Raw genomic sequence first — 13,380 nt, 5'->3', positions numbered from 1 at the left:
GCCGGGTGCCCTTCATCCTTGGCTGGGGCGCGATCCAACATCGCACCCCATCGAGGTGACCATGACTTGTACCGAGGCTCGAATACTCGCCGCCTTACAACCGGGCGGCGTACTCACTGTCACCACCATCGCCCGTTCCATCGGTTTCTCCACGGTCCGCTGCCGTATCGCTTTGCTGACACTGAGCCGCCGTGGCCTGGTGTGGCAGACACCGCGCGGGTGGGTTCTCACCGCCAACGGTCACCGCTACGCCGCTATCCAGCGCGGATCAGCGGCGCTCGACGTGCCGATCGGGGCCGCTGCGTCATGAGCACTCCGCGAGCTGTCGGATATCTGCGGCGCGACATCTCCGGCGAACACCAGCCATGGCATGAGACCGGAATTCGATCGGTCGCGAGCCGGACCGGCTACACGCTGTGCAAGACGGTTGCTTTGACCGGCACCGCTGACGACCCGATTTCCCGGCTGATCGACACTGTGCGCCGGTCCGGTGCCGAGGCGGTTATCGTGCCCACCCTCGAGCACGTCGGCGGTGAGGTCCCGCAGCGATTGCTTCGGGAGGTGACCGAGGTGATTCCGGTCGACAACCCGCATCAGTCGATCGCCAGATGGCCATTGGCCGCACTGCTCACGCCGCCCGACCGTGATCAGCTGCCCGATTCGGACACCCCGAACCCGAAACCGCGCCGGTAGCTTGCCTGCCGCACTATCCGCCGATCTGAGATCAGCCAAAACCGAACTTCCCGAACGATATTAGATCACCACCCGAATTGATCCAGCCTTCGGCGCCGTGTCGGGCCGCCGCTGATTCGATGCGGCGATGCCTGCGCCGCTAACCCTTCGTAATCGACTAGGAGTATTCATGCACCCTCAATTGCCGCGCAGAACCCCTCGTGTATCGCGGTTCGCGTCGACACCAGTGGTGTTGCCGCCGATCGCAGAGCTCGCCCGAGTAGCGGCGGCGCTCCGGTCATGGGCACAGGAATCGCAACGGCTTATCGGCACCGAGAACGAGGGACGTGCAGCATGACCAGCGCTGATCGCCCTCTGCCCACCGTGCCGCTGCTGACCCGCGCTCAGGTCGATGCTTTGCCGGTTCGAGCACGCGAGGTGGTGGAGTACAGGAAGTCCGGGCTGTCGCTCAATCACATCCAGGGTTGCCCGTTGGATTGCGCGTATTGCATACGGCACACCTATGGAGTGTGGGATATGCGGCAGCCGCGGGCGCTGATGAGCGATGCCGACGCTGTCCGAGCGCTGGTCGATCATCCGTACTTCCAGCCGCATATCACCCCGGTCCAGGTGTTCAATCGCGCGACCGACCCGATGCTTCCACGCGTCAAGACGCACACGTTCGCCGTGCTGGAGGATCTCGACGCTCGGGGCCTGACCAACCATGTCCTGGTGATCACGCGCTATCGGATCGACCCAGAGGACTGTCAGCGGCTGAACCAGTTGCGCAACGTAAAGGTTACTGTGCTGGTCACCTATTCCGGAATCGACGATCGACGGATCGAACCGGTCGACAGCGGCATCGCCGCGCGCTCGCTGCGCACGGCGTTTGCGAATGCCGACCGATACCGAGTGGTGCTGTACTGGCGGCCACTGGTGCCGGGCCTCAACGACACCGCCGCGCATTTGGCTCGCGCGGTGGAGTTGAGTCGGCATGCCCACGCAACCGTGTTCACCGGGTTGTTCTACCGCGACGAGATCGCCGACTATTACCGCGCCAACGGGCTGCCCGAGCCCTACGATGAAACCGCGCGCCGCAAGATCGTGCCGGAAACGCTGGAACAGAGGGTCCTTACTGCGTTCGGTGGTGGCGGACCCTTGTTCCGTAAGACCAGCTGCGCGGTGTCTTTCGCGCATGGCGTGCCGGATTACAACGGCCACTATGGGATTCGTGAGTTGTGCGATATCTGTCCGATCAAACAGCTCGAGCTGTGTGCAAGTGCACACAGGCCACCGACCGAGTCACAGTTGAGGCAGCTCGCCGCAGGTTTGACGAGTTCGGAGGAGTTCGAGATTGTGGCGATCACTGATCGCTGCGCAGTCGTGAAAGGCTTGGACGAGCAACCCCGGTACTTCCTGCAACATGGGCTGGGCTTTCAGGTCCACGATGAGCGTCACCCGCATCGCGATCGCAGGCACGGTCGCGCCGATATCGGTTGGAAAGGGGAGACTGCATGAGCGCGGCCGGACACTGGTCGGAGGTCGACTACGTCGTTGTCGATGTAGAGGGTAATGGTGCTCGGCCGCCCGAATTGGTTGAGCTTGCTGCCGTCTTGGTCGAAGGTGGGCGGATCGGTCGGCCCCGCACATGGCTGATGCGCCCACCCACGCCGATTAGCTGGCAGGCCAGAAAGATCCACGGCATCCGCAACGATGATGTCGCCGAGTGTCCACGGGTCGACGATGTCGCCGAAGAAATCTGCGAGGTCCTCGGAGACGCCGTGCCGGTTGGGCACAACGTTCGCATCGACCTCGACGTGCTCACCCGTAGTCTGGCGGGCTGGAAACCGGCTCGAGCCATCGACACATTGCGGCTTGCCCGCAAGGCGTGGGTCCTTCCGTCCCACAAACTCGGCGCACTGGTCGCCCACCGCGATTTGGCCGACGGGCTGCCGGACGGACTGACACCGCACCGTGCGGAGTACGACGCGCTCGTGACTGCTCGACTGTTCGTTGATCTGGCGACCAACGGCCCTGAACCCCGGACTGCTGCCGCCCTGTTCGAGGCCGGTGGTATCACTCTCGCCGGGGAGGAACCCGAGCCCGAACTGAAGCTGTTCGACGGCATCGGAGGACTCCCATGACCAGTACCGATACCGCTGGCGTGCTCGGCGGAGTATTTCGCGTCGGCGGCGACATGCCCGTACACCGAATCGGCTACGGCAGTATGCAACTCACTGGCCCCGGCCACTGGTACCACCCGGCTGACACCGACCACGCCAAACGCATCCTGCGCCGGGCCGTCGAACTCGGCGTAGACCACATCGACACTGCAGACGCCTATGGCCCTGCCACGGTCGAACACCTCATTCGCAAAGCCCTGCACCCCTATCCGGACGGTTTGGTCATCGCGACCAAAGGCGGCCTAACCCGGCAGGGACCGAATAGGTGGGCGCCGGTGGGCCGACCAGAGTATCTGCGCCAATGCGTAGAGATGAGCCTCCGCCGACTCGCGCTCGACCGGATCGACCTGTACTACCTGCACCGGGTGGACCCCAAGGTGCCGCTGGCAGATCAGGTCGGCGAACTCGCAGCCCTGCGCGACGAAGGCAAGATCCGCCACATCGGAGTGTCGAAAGTGACCATCGACCAGATCCTCGAAGCCGAGCGAATCGTGCAGGTCGCGGCCGTGCAGAACCGATTCAACCTGCACGACCAGAGCCAACGTGCGGTGCTGGACTTCTGCACTGCACACGGCATCGCATTCGTGCCCTTCGCGCCGCTGGCGTGTGGTGATGTCCTCGAAGACGGCACGCCGGCGTCGGCGATTCGATGGCTGCTCGATCAGTCGCCGGCCGTCCTTCTCATTCCGGGCACGGGCTCACTCGAGCATCTGGAATCGAACCTTGCTGCATTGTCGATGACGTGGGGTCACTGACAACACACCTACGGTTCGTCGCACAACGGGAAGCGCTGCGGCGCGGCTGGCTACATGTCGAGACCGATGTCGGGAACCTGGACGTCGGCGGCCGGGAAGTCGCTGAACTCATCGATGCTGTCGAGCTCTGCTGTGGGATCGATGTCCAGTAAAGCGCTGAGTGCCTGCTGGATTGCGGCTTGCGCGGGTTCCATTCGTTCCGGAGGGGCGTCGTCCGATGGCGCGGTGTTGGTGTCCCGATACTGGCTGGTGGGATGACCGGGGGATGCAATCGGATCAGCCGCCGACCGGGCGTCGGTTACGTCTGCCGGTAGGCGCGACCAGAGTGCGGCGGCGGGGTAGTCGTCGGGGAGCGGACGTTGTCGGGCGGCCGTGGTGAGGATGTCGGCGATATCGATGCCCGCATGGTGCGTGTTGTCGATGCAGGTAGCGATGGCGGGCCAGGTGGGATCGCTGGTCAAGCGGGGATCAATATGTTCGGCCAGTGGCGCCCAGGTTCGAGCGGGGTGTTCGGCGCGGTCGAGTGCTGTCTGGATTCGCTGGTCGAGTGCTGCCTGGTACTCGCGTTCGATGGCGGGGTAGCGGGGTGGTCCGGTGGTGTTCGGGTCGTTATCGGCGATGTGGTGGACGGCGCGCCAGATTGCGAGATCGGCGACCAGGTGCCGGTCATGGAGCAGTGGTTGAGCCCATGTGGGTGCGGTGTGGGCGGTCCAAAGGTGGGCGTCGCTGCGGATTTGGTCGGCAAGGCTGGTCACGATGGCTTCGCGGGCTCGGACCTGGGTGGTGTCGGATTCGGTGGTGAGTTCAACGGGTGGGCCGAGGAGCCACGGCAGCGGACCGGGGACGCGGTTGTGGTGACCTGTGGTGTCGAGACGCCAGTCGAGGACGGCGGCGGCGTCGTCTGCAGTGTCGAGTTCTCGTTCAGCGGCTGCTGTTCGAAGCGCAGCCGTGGGGTCAGCGCCGGTGAGAGCCAGGACGGCAAGGTGCTGTCGCAGTACGGGATACGTGGGAGCGTCGCATAGTCCGGGGTGTATTGCTTCGGCTGCGATGTCGAGACGGGCCAGGCCGTCTGCGCCGAGCGCGTGCTCGGCGGCGAGGCCGATTGTGTCGAGGTAGATATCGACGGCGCGGCCGATTCGTTGAAACGGGTCGAGGCTGTCGCGGAGGTAGGTGTGCGCGGACGGTCGACGACCGTCGTTGTTGAGCATCCGGATGAAGATGTCGGTGGCGGCCGGTGGGGCAGTGGCCCGTTCGGTGAGGAATGAGGTTGGCTCACCGTCGAGTGCTGTGGACAGGTAGGCGTGGTTAGCGATCACTCCGCGTGTGAGTGCGACGTAGAGCTGTTGGCGTGTCTCGCTGCCGGTGAGGGTGACATGGCAGGTGTCGGCGGTGAGTCCTTGGGCGGAATCGATAGTGGTTGCGTAGCCGAGTCGCACGTACTCGGCAACGTAGTGCGCGGGTAGGACGATCTGTGCACTGGTGCGTTGGCCGTCGCGGAGGCGGGTGGCGGTCAGTGCGCCGTTGGGATGGACTACGTCGATGTTCCAGGTGTCGCCATTGCGTACCCAGTCATGGCGGTCGAGACGGAGTTTCGGATGGTTGTGGCATGTACGGACGGTGTCACCGGCAGATGCGTGCAGGCCATCGGCGAGGACGACAGTGAGTTCGTTGGGATCGGGCGGTTGCCGGTTGAGGCGGTGTGCGCGGGCGCGGGCGTTGAGGTCGGCTACCTGATCGTGGGTGGCGGCGAGCATCAGCGCGTGCCGTCCGACTCTGTCGTCATGGGCCCACACTCGGAAGGCTTGGTCGGTCGCGGTGGCGTGATGGCCGGTATGGATTCGCTCGTTGTCGTAGTACCAGCCGAGTGCGGTGGGGTCGCCGTCGCGTAGCTGCAGGCTGGCGCGGGCTTCGCCGGGGTCGGCGAACCGAACGACATTACTGAGTGTGATCAGCTGCTGGTGGCGGTGCATGTCGGTGTCGGCGCCGCCTGCCTCGATCGCAGGCAGCTGCTGGTCGTCGCCGATGCAGCGGATCGTCGCGCCGCGGACTGTCAGAAATCGAAGTAGCCCCAGGCGTTTGGCGCTTCCGATCTTGACGTGTTCGTCGACGATCACCAGCGTTCGATCATCGATCTGAAGTACCCATTCTGGCAAAGGCGGCGGCAACGGATGCCCGGTGTCGGTGCGTTTAGGTGCGTGTTCGGCCAGTGTGTGGAGAAGCTTGTCGACGGTTTCGACTCGGGCTCCAATGGATTCACCGAGGACGGCCGCGGCGGCTGCGGTGGGCGCGAGGCCGAGTACGGTTCCGCCGCTTCGGGTCCAGGCGTCGGTGAGTACCTGCATAGCAGTAGTTTTTCCGGTGCCGGCGGGGGCGTTGGCGGTCAAGATCTGGAGTGGAGATGTGGCAAACGCCGTTACCACGGCCCGCTGCCCGTCGTTCAGCATTCGGGTGGGGTGACGGTTGTTGTAGTCGGAGACCGCTGCGCTGATCGCGGCATCGGAGAGGGTGCGTGTCCCCGGCGCGAGGGAGAGATCGATCAGTTCACGTTCGATCGAGAGGACGCGGGGGCTGGTGTATGTGGTCGCACCGGCTGAGGTGTAGACGCTGGTGCCGTTGCTGCGGGACAGCAAGGGCGGCACATGCGCGAGGTCGGGTTGGGCGGCGATGTCGGGGTCGCCACGGGCGATCACCAGTCCCGGGGAGAGTGCTTCAGTGAGGATCGCTTCGGTCGCGTAGCGCCACTGGTCGGGGTGTATGCGCCCGCGGATCTGGCGCTCGATCTCTGCCCGCACATGGTGCGCCTGCCAGGTCGAGCGGTGTGTCGACACCACGTCGATCACGGTCTGTGCCGTCTCAGCGATCCACTCGCTCGTTGGTTCGGTGCGGTTTATACGTGGCGGGTGCAGTGCCATGGTGACGATGTCGGTGACGCCTGCTGGGCTTCCGCACCATTGCGCTACCTCGCGGAACCAGTCGTGGCGTTGGTCTGCCAGCGAACGGGCATGGTGCTTGGCCGGTCGAGTGAGCAGCGTGGCTTCATCGGCGAGGGCGTGCATTTCGCTAGGGGCGGGCTCACGCCCCCAGCGCTGCTGGAACTCAGTGGCCAGTTCATCCAGCCGGCGAGTGATCGCCGCATCGCGTTTCGACCACCGATGCACCAGCCATGCAGGGATACCGATGATCTCCCGTATCGGGCGTTTTGCGGGGTCGGTGTCGGTGCGTTCGGTGAATTCGAGACGGAGTTCGGTGTGGAGGTGGTCTTCGAGTCGGGTGTTGTAGATCTCCGAAACCGTGACCACGGCCCGGTGGAGAGGTTGGCCATCGACGGTGCGCCAGCGTCCGTCGAGTGTGCGAACCCGATTGGCGATCAGGACGTGAGTGTGCAGATCTGGGTCGCCCGCACGGGAATCGCGATGCTGAAATCGTGCGGCGATGATCCCTTCAACCTCGACTTGGCGAACCCCGTTACGGCCCAACCGAGTGAACAGGGCATTGCGTTCGAGCCAGCCGAGCGCATCGTCGATCGCGGCCTGGTGGGCCGCCTCTATGCGCTCGGCGATCGGACGGGGTGCCAGCGCCCACAACGCGGACACGCTCTTGACCGGCGAGAAAGTGATGTCGAATCCTGCAACCGCTCGGGACTTCGGGCGGGACGCGCGTGCCACCCAACCGGACAGCTCACGCGGATTCAATGGTGGGCGACCGAACTCATCGGCGAACATGGCGGTCGCGACGTTGGTTCGGATCTCTGCCCGCAGCTCATCGTGAACCGCGGCGCGAGGATCGAGACCGCGCGCGATGTTGTGCTCGGTGTAGGCATCTGCGCATCGTGTCCGGAACGCGGATCGTTCCGGCGGGAGGCGAAACGGTACGCCGAGCCGGGAGGCAAGGTCTGCGGCGCGCATGGCTTGCTTGTCGGTGGCCCCAGCGCGGATTTCGCTGCGGATGACGCGGGCCTCGATCTCGATAGTGTCCGGGTGCCGGCCGAGGCCGAATAGACCTTCCATCTGGTCCTCGGTCACGACCTGGCCGACGCTGAGGCCGAGCGCGGGCAGCCCGGTACCCCACCAGGTTCCGGGGGATTCGCCGCGGGCGGTGTAGTAGTCAGCCAGGCTGGTGCGGCCTCGTGTGGATTCGTCGTGGGCAGCGATCTGGCGGAGGTAGTACTCGTAACCGTTGCCCGCGGCGACCTTGTGGAGCGTCGCGGTCATATCTCCAGGAAGCGCGCGAATCCTACGGATTTCGAGAGCACAACCACACCTAAATTGCGTAAAATCTGACGAATACCCTGGTCGTTACATGATTGTTAGCTGGAGACGACCTGCGATGCAAGAGGTCTGCTTGTTGTTGGGGAAGAAGGTGATGGGTGAAGGTGCGTAGGAGCAGCTGTTGGCGTCAGGGGGGAAGGGGTGCTTTTGTTGGTTTGGCGTCGGGCGATTGTGCGGAGGACGAGGTTGTAGTTCGACCGAGTGTGCTAGAAGCGCCCGGTTGAGGTGAGATGCGCGCTCACCGTGAGCATCCGACCGTCGTGGCGCCACCGGCTGCCGTTGCGCTAGCCAAGCATGTGTCATCCTGACCTCTTGGTTTCAGAACGCACCCCGTACGGTCGGCTCTCGGCGTGCACTGAGATCTACGAGCAGTTGTGGCCTAGCCTGAAGGCGCACCACGGAAGAAGGTTCGCGACTGATGACATCGTCCCCACTGAAGCTCCCGTTCGCCCTAGACGATTACCTCGTCACTTGGGACTTGCCTACGGATACTGGCGAGACCTTCCTTGCCCATGGCGCGCTCACGCTCTCTTCCGGCCAGCCGCCGAAGGGCAGCGCGCACGGCGAGTTTCCCCACATCGCGGCGCAATTGAAAAGCGGTGGAGCAGGCTTCCCTCAGTACGTCGATGTCCCACAGTTGGTTGGTCGGCTTTCGAGCGGCGGCCATGTCCTGTTGGTGAATGCGAGGGTCACTTACTGGTTCGATTCCCAAGCCATGATCGACGCGGCCGCTGCTCTGCTAACGCTGGCTGACGTGACCGCGGACGAGCCAGTCGAGTTCCAGGGGCTCGAGATCCAGATCGGTGGGCTTGATGCGGTGGCTGGCGTCTCGCCGATCAAGCAGACGACGTTCCCGAGGGCGGGAGCGGGTACGTGGTCTGCTGAGTTGAGCGAAGAGCGTTCGCAATCGTGGGCTGATGACGTAGCGAAGCTATCGCTGGACTTCGACGGATCGTTCCGAACGTTCGATCCCTTCAGCTTTCGAATGGGCTTTAGTCCAGTCATCCGAGTTGAGTTCGAGCGCGGGATGCTGTTCGGTGCACTTCTCGACGATTGGGTGGAGCCTATTCGCAAGGTCGTTTCGATCGCGACAGGCCGTGCCGAGCCGCTTACCTGCGCCGTGTTGAAGCTATCGGACATTGAAGGGTACGACCGCAGCTTGCAGGTCTTCGGTAGTGGGATCACCCAGGCTCCATACGAGTCCCGACTTGACGACGTACGTGAAGTCAACTCACCTCTAAGCCTCAAGACTGATGAAGTGTCCTTGCTCGATATCGTGCGGCGATGGCAGAGCATGTCTGAGAAGCACCACCCCTTGGTCGAGACGTACGGGACGATGCTTCACGCCCGTGACCAGCACCCGCGGTCTCGCTTCCTCCTCCTACTCCAGGCGATCGAGGGGACGCATGGCTACGGGACCAAGTCATCTTTCGATAGACGCACGACGAAGCACCAGGCCACCCGCAATGACCTGATCGAGGCGGCTGCGGCGGTGTTGGACAAGTCGCAACTCAAGTTCCTGGAAAGAAATCTTGGAAAGTATCCACCGGCGGGCCTTACGGCAGCGATGAGCTGGCTGGCAAAGCGGCTGCCCGGCGACCTATACAAGCAGCTCGACGATAAGGCCCTGATCGTTGAAGCGAAGTCTGCGCCAATCAACGCCACTAGCACGGCGGATAGTCTTCGGATCATCCGTAACGATCTGGCACACGGTACGAAGGGTTACGACGCGCATCAGCTTAATCAGGTGGTGAAGGTCCTCGAACTGATGGTACGCGCCCACGCCCTGCAACTACTCGGCTGCCCCAAAACAGTGATCAATCGCCTGGTTGAGTCGCGTTGAGGCCTGCAGAGTAAGCACCGACTCGTACACCTGGACGACGCCGAGGTGATGATCGGCGCCATTGCTCTGCGGCGAGGAACTCGGCGCGTATCCGCAGGATGAAGTCGGGGTAGTGCTGGCCGTAGGTGCCGATGCAGGATCGGACTGCTTCGAATGCGGTTCGGACGGGTTCGAGGTCGCTGACGGCGTACATGTAGGTGGTGAGTGCCGTGTATTGCGGCATGAATTCGGGGCGTCCGCCGAATCTTGGTTCGACGGTTAGTGGAATGCCGGGGTCGGTTTCGAGGCGGTGCTAGGCGAGGGAGAAGTTGGCGAAAGTCGGCTGGGGGTGCGGTGTTGTTGTCCATGGCGTCGAGAGCGGTGCGGAAGTCCTCGAGTCCAGTCCGGCTAGGCCGGCGCGTTCGAAAGCAGGCCTGGGGCACCAGCATGCGAGGGTGTGGTGCCATTCGTCGGTGAGTGCTTCGTGTCTTCCGCGACTCGGCATGGTGCACCGTCCGTTCCGCCGAGTCAATCCTGGGCGTAGGTGGTCGTAATGATGCCCTCGCTATGCGGGCATATCGGCTAGGCCCATTCGCGCATGGAATGTATGGGCCTAATGCCTAGTCGCGACAATATGTGCGGCGGCGGACTCACGACATGGCTCTATATGAAGAACCGGGCCCGCGACGGTGACACCTTCTAACGTTTCCTGGCCCGACGGCGCGATCATCAAGGTCCGCCACCACACCGTGGGAGATTCAGCGATACCGCTTCTCGGGTGCTGAACTCTTTTCAGTTGCACAGCCAAAGGGTGGGGCCGTCCGGGCCGTGTTTCCGCACCAACTCAAATCCCTTGTTGCAGAAATCCTCGCTAATTTGCATACCCCGGTATAGGGCTACTTCCCAGTACTGGTTTCCGAACTTGTTCTGGCAATTAGTTTCGCGCCGCTTGGCTTCGTAAGCCACACCTGCTGGGCCTTCATCGTGGTACGCCTCCTCTAAGAGATCATAGACCCCGAGTATCCGATCCAAAGATGCGGTTGTATATCTTTCTTGCAAATCAAGCCCCTTGAAGTGGTACCGTACAATCCGCTTCACTTTCTCTGGCAGGCTATCCCGCGGGGCGTACTTAATTACAAGCTCTTCGCCAGACGTTGTAATTTCACACGTGATGAGGGGGCCGACCGATTCGAATCGGTCCAGGTAGGAGTGCAGAAACCTTCCACCCTCCGTATCCCCTACCTCTTGAAGCTTCTTTAGGTTGCAAACCCCGCAGGCTGGCAACAAGTTGTAAGGTAGTATGCTGTACTCAGGATATCTATTCTTCGGCAAGTAATGGTCGAGCGAGCCGACCTCTCCGAAGCCGCATAGGGCACATTTGTTAATGAACGCGGCTTCTAGTATCTCTTCGCGCAAGTCGCTGAGAATTCTACTTTCCTGGACCAGGTCATAGTTTTCGCGCAACACTTTCGCGATGACCTTATCCTTGATAACTGAAGAATATGCCGTGGGATCGGCAGCGGCATTTGCATATCCGTTGTAGGCGGCAAGCACAGCGTTGCGAGCACCCTGCAGAACAAGTGAGACACCTTCACTGCGTCGCCGCGTGATGGTTCTTTCGTAGTCATCAACTGGATCGCGAGTGGGTGGCGAGAGATACATCAATTGGCACGCTCCCGGGCCTGTCTGTGCAGTGCGCGCACATAAGCCCGCGCTTGAGCACTCATTTCGTTGTCAAACAACGCATCAATCTCAGTGAGCGACATGCTGGAAGCAAGATTCTTGAGCACTGAATGGAAGTCTACTTGAGCACTATCTAGATCGAATACACTCGATGTCAATATTCCAACGTTCTCGCCAAATGTCTCCAGTTCCGGTACTGAGATGCGAGTTTTATCTCCCACTCGCTTTAATATCTTCACATACCGCCGTGGAATCTCCTGCAATACGACTGGCGAGTGGGTGGCGATTATGGCAAAAGATTCTTGTCGCCGCAAGATCGTATTGAGGGCCTTCATAAACGCCGCTAGGAGAGAGGGGTGGAGATGAGACTCCGGCTCATCGATCAGAATTAGGCTTCCTGGCACGCTTCTCGCAACTATCTGTACCAAAATATTGAGGACAATCTTATGTTCCGTGCTCAAACTTTCTATAATGCGTTTCTTAACCCACCATTCGTAATTGTCTATTGAGGATTCTAGTGGAACTCCTATGCGAGCGAAAGACGGATCGGTTTGGAGGGCTCGCAGCGCCATGCGCAGAATAGGTCTCTTGCCGCGCTCACGCGCTATCGAAAGCGCATCCCTAAATTCGAACATCACTATATCGACGCTTTTGAGAGCGTGGCCAACGTTTCCGGACTGTACGTCTCCAGGAGACATCCGCAAGCCGCAGTAGACGTAATCACTGCGGTCCTTGAGCGACTCAGCCAGGTCTGCAGAGTGGCTGTGTTCCGTATCTACCGTAGGGGAGGCGTTTTCAAAGCTCGGGACTTCAAAGGTGTCGAAGGCGCTATAGGATACGGCGATGACTGAGCTGAATCTTCCTGATTCGTGGTAAGAAATTACACCATGCTCGTTGGCATCTTTCGGACTGGTCAATCTGTCGCTGGTGGCGGCGAGAGCCAACTTGGCCAAGAGTTGCGTCTTCCCCGTGCCGTTGTAGCCTATCAAGCCGTTAATTCGATCGGGCAATTTGTCGGATTGTCCAAACGAAAAAGCGATGGTGAAGTCTTTGCCGCCAGTATTCGTCGTGAACTCAAATCCGGCTCCTTGCAGGCCAGTTGGCGCGTAGTTCTTCTTGGTAAATAGTGCGGGAGCGTCTTCGAGGGCTCTTTCTGCGGTCCCAGTACGGGTCAGAGAAAGCTCGAATCCTTCGTGATCCTCAAACGATTCTCTGATGGAATCTCGGTACACCATGTCCCTCAGCGATATCATCACCCGCTTTGAGAGCGCCTCACTAAGGGTATTCAATTTCTCATAGTAGGTGTAACTCTGTCCGAGAGAGGCATAATTCGGTGTCAACTTCTGGAATTCATATGGTATTGGAGTCTGACCAGACTCTTGCTCTCTATGTAGGATTTTCACTCTTCCAATGGCCACTGAATCCCCTGCTTCGGGAAGAAGCTCAAGCGTGAACATGGTCTTATAGCCGTAATCATCCCAACTGCTTCGCCGAAGAATCGCGACTGGATATGCTGCTGTCGCAAGTTGCTTGCCATCCGGATCAACCATGAAAGTCAGTTCAGAGACTTCTTCCTGGGTCAGCTTCGGCTCGCTGGCCGTCGGTATAACCTCAACCTCAAGCAGTTCATCCAGAAAGGGCTTTATCCTCAGGGCTGTGGTGTCACCTGCAGTGTAGGTTAGTGCCCTAGGAAGCCACCGGCCACCAATATGCGAGAATAGAACGACCTCAGCGTCCGGACGATGATCGCGCTGATACCTTGTGATCGCATCTATGTCCGTTCGCAGTTGGTTGTAGTCTTTCGACTTTGTGAGCACGACAAGCACATGTGCCTGTCGAGCCCGCTTCGACTGCTCTAGCCGGACGCCTATGTTTCCTGGTTTTGACGCAAACGTTGTATAGACTTCGCTTCGGTTTAGATTCGCCAGACTGGCAATGTACTGCTCGAACTCGCGATACCTCGTATTGCTCACGGCGGAGTGGTCGACCCTGGACAG

At 60.9% G+C, this 13,380-nt stretch carries 9 protein-coding genes; 6 read left to right on the top strand and 3 right to left on the bottom strand.

What is annotated here, in order from left to right; all coding sequences use genetic code 11:
• Positions 1-61: 61 nt before the first annotated feature.
• The 5 genes from RJ05_RS31055 to RJ05_RS21595 all read left to right on the top strand — a co-directional run bounded on the left by RJ05_RS31055 (position 62) and on the right by RJ05_RS21595 (position 3,610).
• Positions 62-310, top strand: coding sequence for a helix-turn-helix domain-containing protein (locus RJ05_RS31055; RefSeq protein WP_138445583.1), 249 nt, complete (start codon positions 62-64; stop codon positions 308-310).
• Complete coding sequence (locus RJ05_RS21610; protein ID WP_051016799.1) at positions 307-693, top strand: hypothetical protein; 387 nt, start codon at positions 307-309, stop codon at positions 691-693. Before RJ05_RS31055 ends, RJ05_RS21610 begins: the two co-directional genes overlap by 4 nt.
• A 333-nt stretch (positions 694-1,026) precedes the next feature.
• Positions 1,027-2,190 carry a hypothetical protein gene (locus tag RJ05_RS21605; RefSeq protein WP_036539998.1) on the top strand — a complete coding sequence of 388 codons (1,164 nt, stop codon included), beginning with the start codon at positions 1,027-1,029 and terminating at the stop codon, positions 2,188-2,190.
• Positions 2,187-2,816 (top strand): 3'-5' exonuclease, encoded by a 630-nt coding sequence (locus tag RJ05_RS21600; RefSeq protein WP_081597464.1) that lies wholly within the window; start codon positions 2,187-2,189, stop codon positions 2,814-2,816. The genes RJ05_RS21605 and RJ05_RS21600 overlap by 4 nt, the downstream gene beginning before the upstream one ends.
• The gene (locus tag RJ05_RS21595) at positions 2,813-3,610 is read left to right on the top strand and encodes an aldo/keto reductase (protein WP_051016797.1); all 798 of its coding nucleotides are present in this window, start codon (positions 2,813-2,815) and stop codon (positions 3,608-3,610) included. Before RJ05_RS21600 ends, RJ05_RS21595 begins: the two co-directional genes overlap by 4 nt.
• A gap of 50 nt (positions 3,611-3,660) precedes the next feature.
• Here RJ05_RS21595 and mobF read toward each other — a convergent pair whose 3' ends face one another.
• Positions 3,661-7,821: a MobF family relaxase gene (gene mobF, locus RJ05_RS21590; RefSeq protein WP_051016796.1), complete on the bottom strand. Its 4,161-nt coding sequence runs from the start codon at positions 7,819-7,821 to the stop codon at positions 3,661-3,663.
• A 475-nt stretch (positions 7,822-8,296) separates the two neighbouring features.
• Here mobF and RJ05_RS21585 point away from each other — a divergent pair, with 475 nt between their 5' ends.
• Entirely contained in the window at positions 8,297-9,721 is a 1,425-nt protein-coding gene (locus RJ05_RS21585) for an ApeA N-terminal domain 1-containing protein (RefSeq protein ID WP_036539997.1), read from the top strand.
• A gap of 771 nt (positions 9,722-10,492) precedes the next feature.
• On the opposite strand, the gene RJ05_RS31050 is transcribed toward RJ05_RS21585, so the two are convergent.
• Both RJ05_RS31050 and RJ05_RS30170 read right to left on the bottom strand, forming a co-directional pair.
• Positions 10,493-11,254, bottom strand: coding sequence for an HNH endonuclease (locus RJ05_RS31050; protein ID WP_138445582.1), 762 nt, complete (start codon positions 11,252-11,254; stop codon positions 10,493-10,495).
• 107 nt (positions 11,255-11,361) lie between these two features.
• Positions 11,362-13,380 (bottom strand): AAA family ATPase (locus RJ05_RS30170; protein ID WP_217999013.1); only part of this gene is annotated, 2,019 nt, incomplete at its 5' end.

The sequence above is a fragment of the Nocardia cyriacigeorgica NBRC 100375 genome (assembly GCF_000308555.1).
Taxonomy (GTDB): domain Bacteria; phylum Actinomycetota; class Actinomycetes; order Mycobacteriales; family Mycobacteriaceae; genus Nocardia; species Nocardia cyriacigeorgica.
The sequence above is the reverse complement of the archived record's forward strand: the minus strand, read 5'-3'. Positions and strand labels throughout refer to the sequence as shown.

What these genes read in the sequence shown, in the direction of transcription:
- RJ05_RS31055 (WP_138445583.1), top strand. Translation starts at nt 62, where the DNA reads ATGACTTGTACCGAGGCTCGAATACTCGCCGCCTTACAACCGGGCGGC.
- RJ05_RS21610 (WP_051016799.1), top strand. Translation starts at nt 307, where the DNA reads ATGAGCACTCCGCGAGCTGTCGGATATCTGCGGCGCGACATCTCCGGC.
- RJ05_RS21605 (WP_036539998.1), top strand. Translation starts at nt 1,027, where the DNA reads ATGACCAGCGCTGATCGCCCTCTGCCCACCGTGCCGCTGCTGACCCGC.
- RJ05_RS21600 (WP_081597464.1), top strand. Translation starts at nt 2,187, where the DNA reads ATGAGCGCGGCCGGACACTGGTCGGAGGTCGACTACGTCGTTGTCGAT.
- RJ05_RS21595 (WP_051016797.1), top strand. Translation starts at nt 2,813, where the DNA reads ATGACCAGTACCGATACCGCTGGCGTGCTCGGCGGAGTATTTCGCGTC.
- mobF (WP_051016796.1), bottom strand. Translation starts at nt 7,821, where the DNA reads ATGACCGCGACGCTCCACAAGGTCGCCGCGGGCAACGGTTACGAGTAC.
- RJ05_RS21585 (WP_036539997.1), top strand. Translation starts at nt 8,297, where the DNA reads ATGACATCGTCCCCACTGAAGCTCCCGTTCGCCCTAGACGATTACCTC.